We start from the raw sequence: 18,517 nt of genomic DNA on the forward strand, positions 1-18,517 counted from the left end.
ATCAGGACACTCCTTCGACGCTGAGCTGGGATTCGACGATCTCGCGGTAGGTCGTGTTCGATTCGAGGAGTTCATCGTGCGTGCCGCGCCCGACGACGCGGCCGGCGTCGAGCACGACGATCTGATCAGCGTGCCGGATGGTCGATACGCGCTGGGCGACGATGATCACCGTCGCGTCCGTCGTAGCCTCGGCGAGCGTCTCCCGCAGCCGAGCATCCGTAGCGACATCGAGAGCCGAAAACGAGTCATCGAAGAGGTAGACCCGCGGCCGGGCAACAAGGGCGCGGGCAATGCAGAGCCGCTGGCGCTGCCCGCCCGAGACGTTGGTGCCGCCTTGCGAAACGGGCTCGTCAAGGCCGTGCTCTTTGCCGCGCACGAAGTCGTCGCCCTGAGCAATCCGCAGCGCCTCCCACAGTTCGGCGTCGGTCGCGTCGGGACGCCCGAAGCGGAGGTTGGAGGCGATCGTGCCCGAGAACAGGTACGGCCGCTGTGGCACGAGCCCGATAACCTGCGCGAGTTGCGCCCGGTCCAGGGAGGAGACGGGCACGCCATCTATGGACACCGACCCCTCCTGTGGGTCGAACAGCCGAGGCACGAGGCCGAGCAGGGTGGTCTTGCCGGCTCCGGTCGAGCCGACGACGGCGGTCGTGCGTCCGGGTTCGGCGATGAGATCAATACCCGAAAGCACGGGACGCTCGGCACCCGGGTAGCCGAAGACGACGCCGGTGAACTCGACCCGGCCGCGGGTCGGTGCGGCGACTCCTCCCGGAGGAGTGGTGAGACTGGTTCGCGCGTCGAGCACCTGCTGGATCCGCTCAGCGCAGACCACGGCGCGCGGGATCATCATCACCATGAACACGCCCATCATGACGGCGGTGAGGATCTGCAAAAGGTACTGCAGAAACGCGGTGAGCGAGCCGATCTGCATCTGACCTGCCTCGACCCGCTGCCCGCCGAACCAGAGGACGGCGGCCGTGGCAAGGTGCAGGATCATCATGATCGCCGGGAACATCAGCACGAAGATGTTGCCGACCTTGATGGAGACCTCGGTAATCGCCGCATTGGCCGTGCGATACCGCTCGGATTCGAACGGCTCGCGCACGAAGGCGCGCACGACGCGGATGCCGGTGATTTGCTCGCGGAGCACACTGTTGATCCCGTCGATCCGGTCCTGCATGAGGCGGAACAGTGGCAGCAGCAGGAAGACGAGGAAGCCAACCACGAGGAAGAGCAGCGGCACCGACACCCACACGAGCCATGACAGTCCCGCGTCTTCTCGCAGGGCGAAGACGATGCCGCCAACGCACATGATCGGCGCAGACACCATGAAGTTGAGGGTCATCAGCACGAGCATCTGTACTTGCTGCACGTCATTGGTGCCGCGGGTGATGAGGGTCGCCGTTCCGAAGCCACCGACCTCGAGCCCGCTCAATGAGTCGACGCGGCGGTAGACATCGCGGCGTAGGTCGCGGCCAACCGACATCGCGGTGCGAGCGCCGAAGTAGACACCGCCGATCGCTGCGATGACCTGCACGAGACAGACGCCAAGCATCGTCATGCCGGTGCCCCAGATGAAATCGGTGTCGCCCCGCCCGATCCCCTGGTCGATGATCTCGGCGTTCAGGCTCGGCAGGTAGAGGGCAGCAAGCGTCGCGACAAGCTGAAGCACGACGACGGCGATCACCCAGCGCAGGTAGGGCTTCGCGTAGGTCGACGCGAGACGCATCAGGATCATGGGTCCTCCGGAGGGAAGCGAAGCAGGAGCGAGGAAGGAGACGATGGGCTCGGGAGGCACGAAGCGGCCGGCGACAATCGAGCAGTGAAGCACCGCTCAGGGACGGCGCAAGACAACCATCGACCACCGACACCGGATTCGCAATCGCCGAGCAGGAGGGCGGTACGCAGGAGCGGGCGTCCCCGACCCACCGCCGCAGACGCGGCGTCTCAACGCGGAAGGGACGTCCCCAGGCCCCGCCGACGGACCGCGCCAGCAGCGCGCCGCGTTCAACGGGCGACCGTGAACAGGCGCGACTCCTACACTTTCAGGATGCGAATCGCCACCTGGAACGTGAACTCCATCCGGGCCCGCACCGGCCGCGTCGTCGACTGGCTCGTGCGCGAGGACGTTGACGTGCTGGCCATGCAGGAACTCAAGTGCAAGCCCGAGCAGTTCCCCCACGAGGCTTTTGCCGACGCCGGCTACCACGTCGAGATGGTCGGCCTCAGCCAGTGGAACGGCGTGGGCATCGCCTCCCGCTTGCCGATGGAGGACGTCGAGGTCGGCTTTCCCGGCATGCCTGGTTTCGCGAAGGAGGCGTCAGCCGACGGCACGTTCCCGCTCGAAGCGCGCGCGATCGGCGCCACAGCCGACGGCGTCCGCGTCTGGAGCCTGTACGTTCCAAACGGCCGCGCCGTCGGCGATCCGCACTACGACTACAAGCTCGAGTGGCTCGCCGCCCTCGAGGCCAGCACGCGGGAATGGCTGACAGCTGAGCCCGACCTGCCGCTCGCGCTGGTGGGCGACTGGAACGTCGCTCCGCTGGACAGTGACGTGGGCGACCCGAGCCTGGGCCCCGGATCCACGCACGTCTCTCTCCCGGAGCGCGCCGCTTTCTCCGCGTTCGAGGCGGCAGGCCTCCAGGACGTGGTTCGGCCGCTGGTGCCGGAGGGCTACACCTACTGGGACTACAAGCAGCTGCGATTTCCGCGCAACGAGGGGCTTCGGATCGACTTCATCCTCGGCTCCCGCGCATTTGGCGAGCTAGTGACGGGCGCCGCCATCCACCGGGACGAGCGCAAAGGCGACGCTCCGAGCGATCACGTACCGGTCCTGGTCGACCTCGACCTCGAGACGACGCTCGACGACGAGCGTCCGATGATCTTCTGACGATGGCGTCCTCGAAGAAGAAGCGTGCGCGGGCTCTGGTCGCCCCTGCTCAGCGGCCGGCTCCTGCCCGCGCGACGCCCGGCCATCCCGCCCCCGCCCGCTCCACCTCCGCCCACGACGAGCTGCGGACGGAGGCCTACCGCTCGGTCCGCGAGACCATCGCGGCAGGCAGGCCCCTCCGCCGCCGATGGGACCTCGTCGTCTCGATCCTCGGCTGCCTCGGCCTCGGCCTGGTGTCCATAGCGCTCGGCTACCTCGCCGCGGTCCTGGCCGTCTTCCCGGCGCAGTGCGAGGGCCAGAACTTCGCCTGTGACTTCGACCGAATCGACTGGGGCGTCTCCATCGCGCTCATCGGGCCGCCGATCCTGGCGCTGATCGCCGTGGTCGTGACGATCGTGCGCTACCTCGTCGGCCGTCGCGCATTCTGGATCCCGATCGTCGGCGCCGTGCTCTGCATCGGCGCGGCGTTCCTCGCCTCCTGGCTCGTCACGAGTTCGATTCCCGGCTCGGCAGTGGCGTAGCAGCCGTGCGCCGAGCCGGGTGCGCAGCCTCAGCCGCAGCTGGGCTCGTCGCTCAGAGTCACCGTCGTCGGGTTGATCATCGGAGTGACGCGCACGGCCTGGTTGCCGAATCCTGAGCCCGCGGCGGTGAACTGTACGTCGAACGTCTCGGACTGCCCGGGCGAGAGCTGCACCGCGACCTTCGAGACGGGGCGCCCGAGGTCACTCAGGGTCTGCGGGTCGTAGCCGGTGCCGTCTTCCCAGTCTGATCCGGCCACAGTCGTGCCAGGAGGGCCGTAGACGTAGATATTGGTGACGAAGTCACCCCGCGGATAGAGGCCGGTCCCACCATTCGCGGCGACGTACGACGGCAGAGTCTGCGCGACGGCCCTGCTGATCGTGTTGGTCACAGTGACCGAAGTGGTAAAGACGGCTCCGGAGGCGGCGCACCGGCCGGTGCTTGACTGCTTCACAGCGGAGTTGAGGTAGTAGTCCATCTTGGAGCCCCGCGACGCGTCCTGGAAGAACACGCCCGTCGTCGTCTTTTCAGTGGTGGTGGCCGGCAGGACCCCCGCGATAGGGGTCGGCGAGAGAAGCGCCTGCTCGCCGGAGTTGGAGCTGAAGGCCAGGATCCGGCTCTCATCCACCGCCTTCACGACGGCGGGGAGCATCTTGGTCGGCTCCATCTCGCCGCCGAGGATCTTCCCGAGGACGGTGGCGCTCGCCTCCGAAAAGAATTCGTCGGTCTTCTCGCCGACGGTGGAGTCGGGGTAGCGGAAGTAGACCTGGTTGAGCAAGGTCGACACCGTGTTCTCGCTCGTGAGCACGGTGCCGTCGGTCAGGGTGACAGGGCCGGTCGAGCCCAGCAAGTAGGACAGCGCCACGGGATCGATGGCGAGAACCCCGTCGATCTTCTGCTCGGGAAACTTCTGCGCCCAGAACTGCGATGTGATCGACGCAGCGGTAGGGAAATCAGGCCGGCTGGTCGCGACGTTGAACGTGGTCGCGAGGTTGGGACCGATCGCTTTCAGCGCACTCTCGTCAACGGTGACCGGATCGAGCCCGGAGAAGTCGCTGCTCGCCTGCTGCTGGCCGATCGAGATCATGCCGCCGTCAACGTCGAGCTGCATCACCGAGGAGGCGCCGCCACCGAGGGCCTGCGCCTCGGCCAAGTTCTGGAAGAGGACGAGGTAGTGGCGTGGGCCGCTCGCACCGAGCGAATCGGGAAGGATCCTCGTGAGCGGCTCGACCTGATCCATCGCGGTCGTGGCGGTCACGAGCTGCGGACTGAAGGAGTCGAGCGCGGAGGAGACCTGCGGCACGAGAGCTTCGCGATCGATCCCGGCGACGCGGGTCTGCGCCTCGTCGACGACGCCCTTGGCAACCGTGATCTTCTGCGAGAGCTCGGTGATGGCCGCGAGGTCGACCCGCCCCGCGACCGGCTTGAGGATATCGAGCGATGTCGTCGAGAGAGGAGTGACGATCTTGCCGGAGATGTCATCGGCGATCTCGGTCGCGGCGCGGACGGCCGAGAGGTTCGGGCCCAGCATCGGCACGATCTCCATCACGCGCCACACCGGGTCGTCGGTCTCGTCGCGAGCCTCGCCGGTGAGGGTTGCGATCTGCGCTGCCGTCTGCTCCGCTCCGTCGGTGTCGAAGGAGGTCAGCTTGCCGGACACCTGGGACACCAGCGGGATCGCCTCGGTGAGCTTGTCGCGGACCGACATCGCCTTCTCGTAGGTGCGCACCCCGAGTAGCACAGCCACCACGGCCAGAATCAGGAGGATCAGGAAGACGATCAGAGTGATCCACAGGCCGCGACGGCGGCGCGGTCTACGTGAGGCGCGGCGGGAGGCGGACGTCGTGGTGCTCATTGGAGAGAGCCTAAACGACGGCCGAGAACGCACGACGAAGCGCGCCACCTGCGCCGACGAGGGTCGGCGCGCTCCGCTCAGCCCAGGAGCAGCGAGACGGCGATGAGGACGGGTATCAGGTAGCCGACGACGAACAGCACGCCGTGGCGGCGGCTCTCACCCGAGTTCCGCGAGGTCGAACGCCCAGTCGGCGTAAAGGCCACGGGGGTTTCCCTGCTCGACCACTCCAACACGGTCGAAGCCCACCTCGACGCACACGGCACTGCGGTCGAGGTCGCCCTCGGGTACGTAGACGTGCAGGAAACGCGGCACCGGGAACGACGCCGCCGCCGCGAGCAGCAGCCGCACGGACTGCGCCGTAATCCCTCGCGCGCGCGGAGCAATGTTCCAGGTCGCTTCGTAGGCAACGACGCCGCGCGAGCAGCTGTACCAATAGCCAATGGAGCCGACGGAGACGCCGTTCAACTCGATCACGTAGAAGAACGCGTCGCCCTCTGACCAGCCGCGGAGGTAGCGGTCGTGGCGGACGAGGACGTCGCTCGCGAGGCCGCCGCCGGTGTCCGTGGACGTCTCGTGGAGGACTGCGGCATCCGCGTGCGGCCAGGGGAGCAGGCGGATGTTCTCGGTGTCGTGATCGATGCTGGCTGTTCTCTGGTCGCTTCCGGGTTCGGGTCCCGTCACGCGCGCCGATCCTCTCTCTGGTAGATGGCTTGTCGGAATCCGGCGCGCCATCAGGTACTCATCGCATCGGTTCAGTTGGATGTGTCGGCACTCGGGATGCGGACACGGTGTCCCTTATCATCAACCCGATTGTGGTGGCGGTGGCGCAGCACTCCCGAAACTAACCCCGAATGGGGGGCGCCACCTGCAAGCGCTCTGCGCGATGCCCGCTCGCCCGCTCCCGCGCGGCGGGGATGACGTGCGCGACGGAAGCCGACGGCGCCGTATCGGTCCGCAGTGACGCACGAAAAGCGCGCGATGAAGCCCATACGCTCGGAGTCAGGCCGTCGAGACCCCGTTCCACCCAGGATCATCAGCGTGAGGAGGATCACCATGTCGCAAGCTATGCACCGCACCGTCGTCGGAGAACCCGAGGTCGTCGAGGACCGCATGGAGGCCTCTGCGGCGTGGCTTGGCATCAAGGCCGCCGCCTCGGCGCTTCAGCCGCTGCAGGAGCAGGACGGCTCGCTCGCCGATCCAGAGCACCTGGAGCAGGCGCGCGCCGAGATCACCCGGCTGGTGGCCGGCATCCGCACCCTCGCTCCTTCCTTCCCCTCCGACGCCGCCTACCTGGACGCACTCGTGCACGACCTGGAGCGCTGGAGCGCCGCCGAACTCGGAGTCCCCGACTTCCTGGACTCGCTCAGCGCGTTCCAGCCGCAGCTGGATCGCGTCGACGGCCTGCGCCACCTCGTGGTCTTCCCGATGTACACGCAGAACGGCAGCCGCAACCGGTACGTCGAGGCCGTGCTGATCGAGGTGGTCTGGCCCCGCTTCGTCGCCGAGCTGGAGGCGGGCGACTACTCCAACGCGCTCTTCGTCCCCGTTCGCTTCGTTGACTTCACCGCCGGCTACAACACCGACAGTGCCGTCCTGTTCCCCGAGACGGTCGCGATGCGTTCCATCCCCTCCTTCACCTGGGGCGCGATCTTCGCCGACCGGGAGGCAGCGCGCTTTCGCCGCGTCGTCTCCGCGGCCGCGGAGATCACGCGACTCGAACTCCCCGAGGACGCCCGCCGACTGCTGACCGACCAGCGACTCGCAGAAGAGTCCTTCGTGATGTGGGACCTCATCCACGACCGCACCCACATGCGCGGCGACCTGCCGTTCGACCCGTTCATGATCAAACAGCGGATGCCGTTCTTCCTGTACTCGCTGGAGGAGCTGCGCTGCGACCTCACTGCGTTCAGGGAAGCGGTGGCGATCGAGCGCAGGCTCGCCGCCCTCGAGCACCGCGATGCCGACGAGGAGGCGCTTCTCGAGCGCTCCCGCTTCGTCCAGTACGCGATCCTCTTCGACCGGCTCTTCCGCTTCCCGCTGACCGGGACCCGAGTGCGCAATTACGACGGCCTCGGCGGGCAGCTGCTCTTCGCCTGGCTGCACCAGCACGGGGTGCTGCACTGGACGGACACTCGTCTGGCGTTCGAGTGGGACGGGGTCGCCGACGTCGTGGTCGCGCTCTCGGACGCCATCGACGAGCTCTACTGGCGCTCGATCGACCGGCCCAAAACGGCGCACTGGCTGGCCGCACATGCCCTGATCGCCGCGACGCTCACTCCCCATCCGGCGTCCGCCTGGGCGCATGGTCTGGCGGATGAGGTGCTTCTCGGCGCTCCGCGCGGTCTGACGGATGCCGTGCTGGACGACGAGTTCCCGCTCTCGATGTTCTACGAGGCCCTCGGACGAAAGATGGGCGATGTCATCGCGTCCACCCGGGGAATTACCGGGCGCACGTGAGCGGAGGCGCCCGAGGCGTCGATTAGCGTGAAGTGCATGTCTCCAGGTTTCGGCGCCACCGATCCTTTCGACGCGGGGTGGGTGCGGCGTCCGCCGAGCCGAGCCGGTTACGTGCAGGACACGATCAGCGCCGGGATCCTACTCGTGGCGACTCTCGCGTCCGTGGCGCTGTATACGTCGGCGGGGTTCGCAGACGCGCCGCACCCGATCCTGAGCGCGCACTGGGCCGTTGCGCTGACCCTGCCGCTTGCTCTGCGTCGCCGCTTCCCCGCGACGGTCGCCGTGGTCCTCTCCGTCGTCTACGTCCTGGGGCTCGTACTCCGCGTGCCGGAGTCGATGTTCGGCCAGATCTGTCTGTTCCTGGCCCTCTACACGGTCGGAGCATGGGGACGCGACCGGCGGGTGGCGCTCGCCGTGCGGGTCGTCATCGCGGTCGGCATGCTCGGCTGGTTGATCGTCTCCCTGATCACCGACGACTGGGTCAGCAGCGCGGTGTCCCGCGACGACTCCTCCGGGCTGCTCTCGCCCTACATCGCCGCGTCGGCGCTCGCGGTGATGTCGAACCTCCTCTTCTTTGGTGGCGCGTACGTCTTCGGCGAGGCATCCTGGCAATCGGCGCGGCGGTTGGAGGCACTGGAGGCGCGCACCGCCGAACTCGACGACGAGCGCGAGCGCTCCTCGAAGCGAGCAGTCTCGTCCGAGCGTCTGCGCATCGCGCGAGAGCTGCACGACGTGGTCGCGCATCACGTCAGTGTGATGGGGGTGCAAGCGGGGGCCGCCAGGCGCGTGCTGGCGCGCGATCCCGAGAAGGCCGCCGCCTCGCTCAGTGCAATCGAGAGCGACGCCCGCTCAGCAATCGAGGAACTGCACCGAATCCTGGTCGCGCTGCGAGCCGATGATGCCGCACCGAACGCGCTCTCTGACTCTGCGTCCACGCGCGGAGTCGCGCAGCTGGAGGAACTCGTCGCCGCCTCGAACGGCTCTGGACTGCCCACCACCTTCCAGGCGATAGGCACTCCCCGCGATGTTCCCGCCACTGTGGGCCTCAGCCTCTACCGCATCGCTCAGGAATCCTTGACGAACGTGCGCAAGCACGCGGGACGGGGCGCGCGGGCGGAGGTGCGCCTGCGCTACGCAACCGAGGCTGTGGAACTCGAGATCGCCGATGACGGCGGCACGGGTCCGCATGTGGGCGCGCCCGCCTCCTGCGGCCTGGGGCACACCGGCATGAGCGAGCGCGCGGCTGCTGTCGGTGGCTGGATCGAAATGGGTCCGAAGGGCGCGGGCTACCTCGTCCATGTGGAGGTACCACTGTCCCCTGTCCGGGTGGGTGCCGGGGCGCCGAGCGCCAACCCGGTAGCGTCATCGGGGGCGTCAGGAGCAACCGACCGAGGGGAGCACATGACCGAGCGCGTGCGCGTGCTGCTCGTCGATGATCAGGAGCTCGTTCGCGTCGGCTTCCGTATCATCCTCGAGTCGGAGCCCGGCATTGACGTCGTCGGTGAGGCTCGGACCGGCCTCGAGGCGATTCAGCGCGCCGCCGAGCTGTGTCCGGATGTGATCTGCATGGACGTGCAGATGCCTGGTCTCGACGGCCTCGCCGCTACCCGCGAGATCGTCGCGGATGCCGGGCTCTGCTCGCGCGTGCTCATCCTGACCACCTTCGACCGCGACGACTACCTCTTCGACGCGCTCTCGGCCGGCGCGAGCGGCTTCCTGCTCAAGAACGCGTCGCCGGAGGAACTCGTCGAGGCGGTACAGGTGGTCGCCCGGGGCGACGCGATGCTGTCGCCCGACGTGACCCGCCGCGTGATCGAGCGTTTCGCCTCCGGCCCCGCGCGACCACTGCCCGCGGACCACCCGGGCGTCGGCGATCTCACCGACCGTGAGCGCGAGGTCCTGGTGCTCCTGTCCCGCGGATGGTCGAACGCCGAGATCGCAGCCGAACTCTTCGTGGGCGAAGCGACCGTGAAGACCCACGTGTCGAAGATCCTGATGAAACTGGGGGTCCGCGACCGGATTCAGGCAGTTGTCTTTGCCTACGAGCACGGGATCGCAGTGCCCGGTCGTCTGTAACCTCGAGAAGCGTCAATTTTTGTGCATCCGATGTACACAAATATGTACAGTGGATGTACAATTCTTGCGTGACAGTTATTCCACGGCTTCTCGGCGAGGCGCTCCTCCGCACCGAGGCGAAGGTCGTCGTGCTCGAGGGTGCGCGAGCTGTCGGGAAGACGACACTGGTCCGCACGGTGCTACAGGAGCGAGGCTTTTCCTACGCATCCCTCTCGGACCCCGCCGTCCTGAACCGGGCTGCGCGGGACCCCGACGGCTGGTTGCGAGGGCTCTCCCTCCCCGCCGTGATCGACGAGGCACAGCTTCTGGAGACCCTTCCCCTGCTGGTGAAGGATCTCGTTGACGAAACGCCAGGATCGGGGACACGCGTCGTCCTCACCGGCTCCTCCTCGATTGGGCGAACCGGTCTTGGCGGAGCGGACCCACTGACGCGCCGATCCCGCCGATTCACCATGGGTCCCCTCACCGAATGGGAGATTGCTGGAAAAAAGGATTCACTCGTCGATCTTCTTTTTGATGCCGACATTGTGCTCGGCGGCCGCACAAAAAGCGACGAAGCAGAGTTAGTGCGCAGCGTGTCGCGCGGAGGCTTCCCCTCTTACGTCGTCCCCAACACTGTTCGAACGCGCCGTGACCTCTGGCGAGACCTGCGCTCGGATGTCGAGGGTCTTCTGTCCGACGAGGCGCTCGCCGGACGAGGGATCGACACTCTCGCCGCGAGAAGCGCACTCGATCTTCTTCTCCGCACACCGGGCGGCATCTTCAACGCCAGTCGCCTGGCTCAACAACTTGATCTGGACCGCCGAACGGTTGATCGCTACCTCAGCATTTTCGAGCGAGTTTTCCTTCTCCATCACCTTCCCAATCTGGCGACAGCGGCGAGCCGACAGAATCATTCTCGGGCAAAGATCCATCCGGTGGATACATCCTTCGCAGTAGAATCCCTCGCGCGGGCGGGCGTCGAGTTGCCAGACGACCGCGAGGCCTTCGGCGCAGTCCTGGAGAGCCATGTCGTCAACCAACTGACGACTGCCATCGCATGGTCCGACCACGAGGTGAGAGCTTTTTACTGGCGCTCTGCGGCACAGAAAGGTCACGAGGTTGACCTCGTCTTGATCGACGAACGTGACCGCGCCGTAGGAATCGAGGTGAAGACCTCTCGCTCCGTCCACGAACGCGACATTAACGGCATCCTCGCTCTTGCCGACCAGCGCGGCCTCCATCGCGGCTTCGTCTTTTACGGCGGCGCGGAAACAATTCGCCTCCGCGAGAACATCTGGGCCGTTCCGCTCAGTGCACTCACCGGCAGTCATGTCATTGGCGCTATCAATTCATCCACTATTCCCAATCGAGAAAATAGTGCCGCGCCGACATCGGCAGCGAGAACCGACGCATCCATGTTCGTGAGCTACGTCCATGCCGACGATCAGAGTTCCCGCGGACGTATTCTTGACTTCGCCCGCGATCTCGCCGACAGGTACGAATTCCTCACCGGACGGACTCTTCGCCTCTTCATCGACCGTGACGACATCACCTGGAGAGAAAACTGGAGTCGACGTCTGACGCACAAGACAGGCTCGACCAGCTTCCTGCTCGGTTTCATCACCCCCAGGTACCTGTCGAGCGACGCCTGCAGAAGCGAGTTCTTGGCTTTCGGGCAGGCAGCTAGCACCGACCCCGGGCAAAAGATCCTCCTTCCGCTGGTGTGGGTTGACCCGTCGTCTAGCGGAGTCGTCTCCGACCAGGACGTCGTTTGGTCACGGGTCAGGGAGACCCAGTCGGAATCAGCAGTCGATGTTCGGTTACTCGAACCGGGATCCGTTGCCTACGACGCGCTCCTCGACAGGGTCGCCGGTCGACTGCGCCAGGCGGTCGATGCGGTCGATCCCGAGTCGTCTGCCGCGCTGAACGGCGGTGGAGACGGCGGCGCAGCGCCCGACGAGCATGACGTGCTCGAGATCATGGAGTCGATGCAATCGAAGCAATCCCACTTCGGTGCTTCGGCGAGAGAGTTTAAGGACGCACTCCAGGACGTCTCGAACGTATTCTCTCGCCGTCCTCCACTGGCAGCCGCTTCGGCCGACGTTGACGCACGCGCCCTCGCCGAGATCGGCGCCGAACTAGCCGAGCCCGTTGCTCGACTCGATCACGCCACTGACAACCTGGGCGCGATCTGGAGCGGCATGGACAGCGACATCTCCCGAATAGTCCTGCTGATGTCGTCGATGCCGAATCCGCCGCAACGGCGCTCGCTCTCCGAGACGCTCGACGCTCTGGTACAGACCCTCGAGGTACCTGGAGCGCCACTTCTCGAACTGCAGTTGAGCGACCTGGGTGATCTCTCCCGCCACCTTCGGCCCATGAGCCGTTCCCTCGCATCGGGAGTGCGCCTGGTGAAGGGGATCCAGACCTCCGCGCGATCATGGCGGGACATGGTGATGCACCTGCCCGGATGACGACCAACGCGTCGGGCTCAGCGCCGGGGAGCCTGCAGGGCGTGCGGTGGTGAGCGGCGGACGAACTCCATCCGGATGTCCGGGACGATCTTGCGATCGAGCACGACGGTCATGTAGCGGCCATCGACCCGGGCGCCGATCGCGATCACGTCGAGATCGGTATCGACGCGATAACCGCGCAGCGCCTCGCCGTCCACGATCACCGGCACGCCGCGCACCACGTCCTCATCGCGCAGTGCGGCAGCCACGACCGGCATGCCGCCGCGGCGGGTGCGCACGCGACCGGGGAAGGTGTTGCGCAGCACATCCCCCATGTGGGCGGCGAGGCGCGACTCCAGAGGGCGGCTGCGTTCGGCGGGGATCGGCACGGAGGTGCGCACCGCCTCCCAGAGGACGGGGTAGCGCATGCGCGTCACCTGATCCACCATCCACGGCGGGAGATGGTCGTTTTCGGCGCGCTCGATCGCGCGCTTCTGCTCGGGGGACAGGGGGACGGTGTTGACGGGATCGGCTCGATTGCGCGGATTCTTGAAGAACGAATAGGAGAGCGAGATCTCAACGAAGCGGCCGAGGGCCATCGTTTGGGCCGCGGTGAACTCCTCGAGACGAGGCTGCGGGGCGAACGCGAGGACGGGGTCGCCGAAGCGGGCCGCGATCTCGTCCACCCCTGGAGGGGCGGGCATGTCGCGAACTGCTCCCGTCGTGTCCATGCGCATAGGTACAAGAGTGGCCTGCCGCACAGCCGATACCAACTTCTTGACGGCAATCGATTCTCGGAGCCTCGCTCCGTTCACCTTCACGAAACACGAGGAGAGCATCATGGGTGCCTCGGGGGCGCCGCAGCGACCGCTCCGGGCAAGGGGCTGCGAAGATGGGGGGATGAGCGCTCTGCACGACCCCGATGTCCGCGGCTTCGCCTCCGACAACTACTCCGGAGTGCACGACGAGGTTCTCGCAGCGATCGTCACAGCCAATGGAGCCCATCAGACCGCCTACGGCGAGGACGTCTACACCCGGCAGGTGCAGCAGGCGTTCCGCCGCGAGTTCGGCGAGCAGGCGCAGACCTTCCCGGTCTTCAATGGCACTGGGGCTAACGTGACCGGCTTGCAGTCGATGCTTCCACGCTGGGGGGCGGTCGTGGCTGCGGGCACCGCGCACATCAACGCCGACGAGGGTGGGGCTCCCGAGAAGGTCGGTGGCATCAAGATCCTGACCGTCGCCTCGCCCGACGGCAAGCTCACTCCCGCCCTGGTCGACGAGGAGGCGTGGGGCTTCGGCGACGAGCACCGTGCGCAGCCGCTGGTGGTTTCGATCACTCAATCGTCCGAACTCGGAACCGTCTACACGCCCGAGGAGGTGCGGGCGTTGGCCGACCACGCACACGCTCGGGGGATGCGGTTGCACATGGACGGCGCGCGGATCGCGAATGCAGCTGCCTCCCTCGGCCTGCCCCTGCGCTCGTTCACCACCGACGCGGGGGTCGACGTGCTCTCGTTCGGCGGCACGAAGAACGGCATCCTGATCGGGGAGGCGATCGTGGTGATCAACCCGGAGGCGTCCAGCGGGCTGACCTTCCTGCGCAAGACGAACATGCAGCTCTCGTCGAAGATGCGTTTCGTCTCGGCGCAGTTGCTCGCGCTGCTCGGCGACGGCGGCGAGGAGGACCCGCTGTGGCTGCGCTCGGCGCGCCACGCGAACGCGATGGCCTCGCGCCTCCGCTCGCGACTGGAGGAGTCGATCGGGGCGGGCCGGATCACCGGGCTCGCCTTCACGCAGCCGACGCAGGCCAACGCGATCTTCGCCACGCTGCCGGCCGGCGTGGCTGACCGTCTCCGCGAGGCCTACCGCTTCTACGACTGGAACCCCGCTACCGGGGAGGTGCGCTGGGTCTGCTCCTTTGACACCACTGAGGACGATGTGGACGCCTTCGCCGCCGCCATTGAGCGTGAGCTGAGCGCGTGAGAGCCCGCATCCTCGGCGCGGCGCTCGCGGTACTCGTCGCCCTGGGCGGATGCACGGCGGCGGAGCCGAGCGACAACGACGACTCGGGTGCGGGATCCCCCACGGCCTCAGCGCCGGCCCAGCCCACCCCCTCTCCCACTGCCTCCACGAGGCTCGGGTGCGACTCCCTTCTCCCCGCCTCCCGTGCCGCGACCGCCCTGGGAGTAGAGAGGACCGCCCTCGAGGGCAGCCGCACGGTCACCGTGCGCTCCTCCGGCGAACTGATCCGCGAGGCCGCGGAGGAAAACGGCGGCCTGCTGCGCTGCGCCTGGTACGACGGCGATACGTCGATCACAGCGGCCGCCGCCGAGGATGCCGGAGCCGCCTTCGCCGGTCGGCCGCGCGCGCGACTGGCGACCGAGGTAGAAGCGTACGGCTCGTGCGCCGACGGCAGTTGCGACGTGGATCTGCTGGCCGGAACTACCTGGGTGACCCTGCAAGTACGCGGGGCACCCGCCACTGTCGACCTCGCGGCGCTCGCCACGGGAACCGCCTCCGAAACTCTCGGCACCCTCGACGAGCCCGTCACGGCCACGGCTCCGATCTGCTCCGATCTGCTCACCGCCGAGCAACTGACCGCGGCCGCCGGACTCGCGCAGCCCACCCCGGGCGCGGGCAGCGAGGCGGGAGCGCCCCCGACGGCGAACGCCGCCGCCGCGACGCGCGCGGGCTATGCCTCCTGCAGCTGGAGCGACGCGGCGAGCGGCACCTACTCAGGTGTGACCGTGGACGCACTGCCCAACGGGGACGACGGCTGGCGCAACCTCTCGCTGACCTCGGGTTTGGCGATCGCGCTCGAGCCGCTGGACGGCTTCGGCGAGAAGGCGCTGACCGGATGCGCCGCAGGCGTGTGCGAGATCGATGCTCTCGCCGACGACGTGTGGTGGCGCGTGACCGTCACGGGCGACGCGACGAAGGCCGAGGCGGTCGCCCGCGCGCTCCTCGCGAACGCGTAGCCGCCGCCCCCTCCGCGAGATGCCTCTTGGGTACGCCTCCGTCGGGGCGTCGCGTACCCAAGAGGCATCTCGCGGGAGGGGTCAGGGGCGCCAGTACTCATACCAGGAGGACTCGCGGCAGCCGAGGGCAGCGTAGAGGCGGCGGGCTCCAGCATTGGCGGCGAGCACTTGCAGCCAGAAACGCTCGATGCCGCGACGCGACGCCTCCTCCAGGAGTGCGCGGATCACTACAGAGGCGTGGCCGCGGCGACGGCAGTCGGGGCGGGTGGCGAGGCCGAAGAGCCCACACCACAGTTCACCGTCCAGCGCCCGGACGAAGGCGAGGCGACCAGTCGCGGCGGGACCGTCCTCGTCGACGGCGAGAGCGTAGACCGCGGGGCAACCGGTGAGGATGCGCTCGGCGACCGCACGCTCGGCGGCGCCTCCGCGACCATCGACCGACCACCAGAGGGCGAGCCAGCCCTCGCCGGGAGTCGGCGCGAGGTGGACGGACGCCGCCTCGGGAAGCGCGGCGAGCGCCTCCGATACCGACCCCGTGAGCACGAGGGTACGGTCGGTCGGCGTGTAGCCGCGGGCGGAGAGCAACTCGGGCAACCCTGCGGGGCTCGGCGGGCCGAGCTGCAGCAGTGGCGGGATGCGGTGCTCGCGGGCGAACGCCTCCGCCTCGTCGATGGCCGCGGCCTGGTCGGCAACGTCACCGGAGGCGAGAACCGAATTAGCGCGCTTCGTCACGCCCGCAGAGGCGCGCAGCTCCCACGCGCCGAGGGTGCGCCGCACGAGCGGGGGCCAGGCCTCGGCGGCGAGACGGTCGAGGAGGCGCGGATCCATTGGGTCACGGTAGCGGAGACGGCGCGCCCGGTGGACGGGGTCGGGGAGGGATGACGGTCCGCCACTCCAAGACGCCTGTGGAACTGGATTGCAGGAGCCGACGGCTCGGACGAGCCGAACCGGCTCCTGCGATCCAGAGGTAGCAGAGAAGCTACATGTTGATCATGTGCCCCTTGAGGCCGTGGAAGCCCTCCTGCAGCGCCTCCGAGAGGGTCGGGTGCGTGTGCACGTTGCGGGCCAGCTCGGTCGCAGTGAGGTCCCACTTCTGCGCGAGCGTGAGCTCGGGAAGCAGCTCGGAGACGTCCGGTCCGATCATGTGCGCGCCGAGGAGCTCGCCGTACTTCTTGCTCGCGATGAGCTTCACGAAGCCGGTGGGCTCGCCGAGGCCGTGTGCCTTGCCGTTGGCCATGAACGGGAAGGTCGAGACGGTGATCTCGTGGCCCTCGTCGGTCGCCTGCTTCTCGGTCAGGCCGAAGGATGCGATCTGCGGCTGGCAGAACGTCGCGCGCGGCATCATCCGGTAGTCGCCCAGGGTTTGTGTCTCGGCGCCGGCAAGGGTCTCCGCGGCGACGACGCCCTGCGCCTCCGCGACGTGCGCGAGCTGGAGCTTCGCGGTGACGTCTCCAATGGCGTAGATGTGCGGGACGTTGGTGCGCATGTGGTCGTCAATCGCGATCGCGCCGCGCTCCGTTAGCTCGACGCCCGTGTTCTCGAGGCCGAAGCCCTCGGTGCGGGGGACCCAGCCGATCGACATCAGGACCTTGTCGACCTCGAGGGTCGACTGCGTGCCGTCCTTCGCGGTGTAGGTGACCGTGACGTAGCCGTCCTTGTCGACGACCGACTCGACCTTGGTCGAGGTCAGGATCTCGACGCCGAGCTTCTTGTACTGCTTCTGGATCTCCTTCGAGACGTCCGGGTCCTCGTTGGGGAGGGCACGGTCCATGAACTCGATGATCGTGACGTCGACGCCGTAGTTCTTCAAGACATAGGCGAACTCCATGCCGATGGCGCCGGCGCCCACGATGGCCATCGTGTCCGGGAGGTCGCGGGTCATGATCTGGGTCTCGTAGGTGACGACGTTCTCAGACAGTTCGACGCCGGGGAGAAGGCGGACGCTCGCGCCGGTGGCGATGATTGCGTCATCGAAGGTCAGCGACTCCGAGCCGCCCTTGGAGAGCTGAACGTCGAGGCCCTGGGGGCCGGTGAACGAGCCGACACCGTCGAACTCGGTGATCTTGTTCTTCTTCATCAGGAAGTGGACGCCCTTAGTGCGGCCGTCCGCCACCGTGCGGCTGCGGTCGAACGCTGCGCCGAAGTCGAAGGAGACATCGCCTGAGATGCCGAACTGCTTGGCCTGGGTGTGGAAGAGGTGGGCGAGTTCCGCATTGCGCAGCAGCGCCTTCGACGGGATGCAGCCGACATTGAGGCAGACACCGCCCCAGTACTGCTTCTCGACGACGGCGACGGACTTGCCGAGCTGGGCGGCGCGGATCGCGGCCACGTATCCGCCGGGGCCTGCCCCCAGGACGACGACGTCGAAGTGCTGGGCCATGGATGATCCTCCATCAGAGTCGTGATCGGTGTGCGCGGGGTGACCACGCCGTCTCCCACCGTACCGTTCCCAGGCTCGGAGGCGGCCCCGGGCGAAGAGGGGCCTACCAGCGACAGCAGATGGGAATGGTGGCACCGTGAGCGGCGTTGCAGACGTGCGGGCGATGGAGCCCTCACCCGGTCCCTTGTTCGAAAGAAGTCTTCGATGACCCTCGCGACTCCCCGCACCGCCACGACCAGCGCCCCTATCCTCGACGTGCTGGCCGAGCGCTGGAGCCCCCGCTCCTACGACACAACCGCGACCCTCTCGGACGAGACGCTCGCCTCGCTCCTGGAGGCCGCGCGCTGGTCCCCCTCGGCCGGCAACTCGCAGCCCTGGCGCTTCCTCGTCGCCCGCCGCGGGACCGACGAGTTCGACCGCATCGTCGCGACCCTCGCCGGCTTCAACAGCGTCTGGGCCGGCTCCGCCGCGGTTCTGGTCGTCGCGCTCGCCGAGACAGTGGACACCGAGGGGAAGGCGCGCCCGTGGGCTGTCTATGACCTGGGGCAGTCCGTCGCGCACCTCAGCATCCAGGCACACCACGAGGGGCTGCACGTGCATCAGATGGGCGGCTTCAGTAAGGACGGCGTGCGCACGGCGTTCGGCGTCGACGAGCGGTTCGATCCCATGACCGTCGCCGCGATCGGCATCGCGGCCGGGGCGGAGGCGCTCGAGAACGAGGCGCTCCGCGACCGTGAGACGGCACCACGCACCCGCCTCCCCCTCGACGAACTGGTACTCGTTCAGGCGTAGCCGCCCGTTCTTGCTGGGCCTCCCGACCGTCATGCGGTCCGGGAGGCTGTGTGTATTACTCCCCGTGTCGTTGATCGCCGCGGTCGAGGGGGCCCGTCCGTACGATCGGATCACCCGACCGCCCGTCCCGCCGACCGG

The 18,517-nt window shown here is 67.6% G+C and carries 14 protein-coding genes and 1 pseudogene; 9 read left to right on the top strand and 6 right to left on the bottom strand.

Annotation, left to right across the window (positions count from 1 at the left end):
• Position 1 precedes the first annotated feature (1 nt).
• Positions 2-1,735, bottom strand: coding sequence for an ABC transporter ATP-binding protein (locus B0H03_RS09155; RefSeq protein WP_104265921.1), 1,734 nt, complete (start codon positions 1,733-1,735; stop codon positions 2-4).
• Positions 1,736-2,047: 312 nt separating this feature from the next.
• Between B0H03_RS09155 and B0H03_RS09160 the strand changes: the two genes are divergently transcribed.
• Both B0H03_RS09160 and B0H03_RS09165 read left to right on the top strand, forming a co-directional pair.
• Positions 2,048-2,887 carry an exodeoxyribonuclease III gene (locus tag B0H03_RS09160; protein WP_104265914.1) on the top strand — a complete coding sequence of 280 codons (840 nt, stop codon included), beginning with the start codon at positions 2,048-2,050 and terminating at the stop codon, positions 2,885-2,887.
• Between the two features lie 2 nt (positions 2,888-2,889).
• The gene (locus tag B0H03_RS09165) at positions 2,890-3,408 is read left to right on the top strand and encodes a DUF6264 family protein (protein WP_104265913.1); all 519 of its coding nucleotides are present in this window, start codon (positions 2,890-2,892) and stop codon (positions 3,406-3,408) included.
• 29 nt (positions 3,409-3,437) lie between these two features.
• Here the strand turns inward: B0H03_RS09165 and B0H03_RS09170 are convergent, their stop codons facing one another.
• Together B0H03_RS09170 and B0H03_RS09175 are read right to left on the bottom strand one after the other, a co-directional pair.
• Positions 3,438-5,261, bottom strand: coding sequence for a DUF4012 domain-containing protein (locus B0H03_RS09170; RefSeq protein ID WP_104265912.1), 1,824 nt, complete (start codon positions 5,259-5,261; stop codon positions 3,438-3,440).
• A gap of 156 nt (positions 5,262-5,417) precedes the next feature.
• Positions 5,418-5,942, bottom strand: coding sequence for a GNAT family N-acetyltransferase (locus B0H03_RS09175; protein ID WP_104265911.1), 525 nt, complete (start codon positions 5,940-5,942; stop codon positions 5,418-5,420).
• 372 nt (positions 5,943-6,314) lie between these two features.
• On the opposite strand from B0H03_RS09175, the gene B0H03_RS09180 reads away from it, so the two are divergent.
• From B0H03_RS09180 to B0H03_RS09190, 4 genes and pseudogenes are all read left to right on the top strand, one after another.
• A complete protein-coding gene (locus B0H03_RS09180; protein WP_104265910.1) occupies positions 6,315-7,718 on the top strand; it encodes a DUF6421 family protein in 1,404 nt (467 codons plus the stop codon).
• 36 nt (positions 7,719-7,754) lie between these two features.
• Positions 7,755-8,603: pseudogene (locus B0H03_RS17460) on the top strand (sensor histidine kinase); the annotation flags it as partial.
• Positions 8,604-9,119: 516 nt separating this feature from the next.
• A complete protein-coding gene (locus B0H03_RS17085; protein ID WP_104265908.1) occupies positions 9,120-9,794 on the top strand; it encodes a response regulator in 675 nt (224 codons plus the stop codon).
• A gap of 68 nt (positions 9,795-9,862) precedes the next feature.
• Positions 9,863-12,250: a DUF4143 domain-containing protein gene (locus B0H03_RS09190; RefSeq protein WP_160487306.1), complete on the top strand. Its 2,388-nt coding sequence runs from the start codon at positions 9,863-9,865 to the stop codon at positions 12,248-12,250.
• 17 nt (positions 12,251-12,267) lie between these two features.
• Here the strand turns inward: B0H03_RS09190 and B0H03_RS09195 are convergent, their stop codons facing one another.
• Positions 12,268-12,933: a hypothetical protein gene (locus tag B0H03_RS09195; RefSeq protein WP_127844029.1), complete on the bottom strand. Its 666-nt coding sequence runs from the start codon at positions 12,931-12,933 to the stop codon at positions 12,268-12,270.
• Positions 12,934-13,129: 196 nt separating this feature from the next.
• Between B0H03_RS09195 and B0H03_RS09200 the strand changes: the two genes are divergently transcribed.
• Both B0H03_RS09200 and B0H03_RS09205 read left to right on the top strand, forming a co-directional pair.
• Positions 13,130-14,212 carry a threonine aldolase family protein gene (locus tag B0H03_RS09200; protein WP_104265905.1) on the top strand — a complete coding sequence of 361 codons (1,083 nt, stop codon included), beginning with the start codon at positions 13,130-13,132 and terminating at the stop codon, positions 14,210-14,212.
• Positions 14,209-15,207 carry a hypothetical protein gene (locus B0H03_RS09205; RefSeq protein WP_104354387.1) on the top strand — a complete coding sequence of 333 codons (999 nt, stop codon included), beginning with the start codon at positions 14,209-14,211 and terminating at the stop codon, positions 15,205-15,207. The genes B0H03_RS09200 and B0H03_RS09205 overlap by 4 nt, the downstream gene beginning before the upstream one ends.
• A gap of 81 nt (positions 15,208-15,288) precedes the next feature.
• Here B0H03_RS09205 and B0H03_RS09210 read toward each other — a convergent pair whose 3' ends face one another.
• Complete coding sequence (locus B0H03_RS09210) at positions 15,289-16,035, bottom strand: GNAT family N-acetyltransferase (protein WP_104265900.1); 747 nt, start codon at positions 16,033-16,035, stop codon at positions 15,289-15,291.
• 151 nt (positions 16,036-16,186) lie between these two features.
• Positions 16,187-17,587 carry a dihydrolipoyl dehydrogenase gene (gene lpdA / locus B0H03_RS09215; RefSeq protein ID WP_104265899.1) on the bottom strand — a complete coding sequence of 467 codons (1,401 nt, stop codon included), beginning with the start codon at positions 17,585-17,587 and terminating at the stop codon, positions 16,187-16,189.
• A 204-nt stretch (positions 17,588-17,791) separates the two neighbouring features.
• On the opposite strand from lpdA, the gene B0H03_RS09220 reads away from it, so the two are divergent.
• A complete protein-coding gene (locus tag B0H03_RS09220; protein ID WP_104265898.1) occupies positions 17,792-18,379 on the top strand; it encodes a nitroreductase family protein in 588 nt (195 codons plus the stop codon).
• Positions 18,380-18,517: the final 138 nt, after the last annotated feature.

It is taken from the genome of Rathayibacter iranicus NCPPB 2253 = VKM Ac-1602, from assembly GCF_003149025.1.
GTDB classification, from domain to species: Bacteria; Actinomycetota; Actinomycetes; order Actinomycetales; family Microbacteriaceae; genus Rathayibacter; species Rathayibacter iranicus.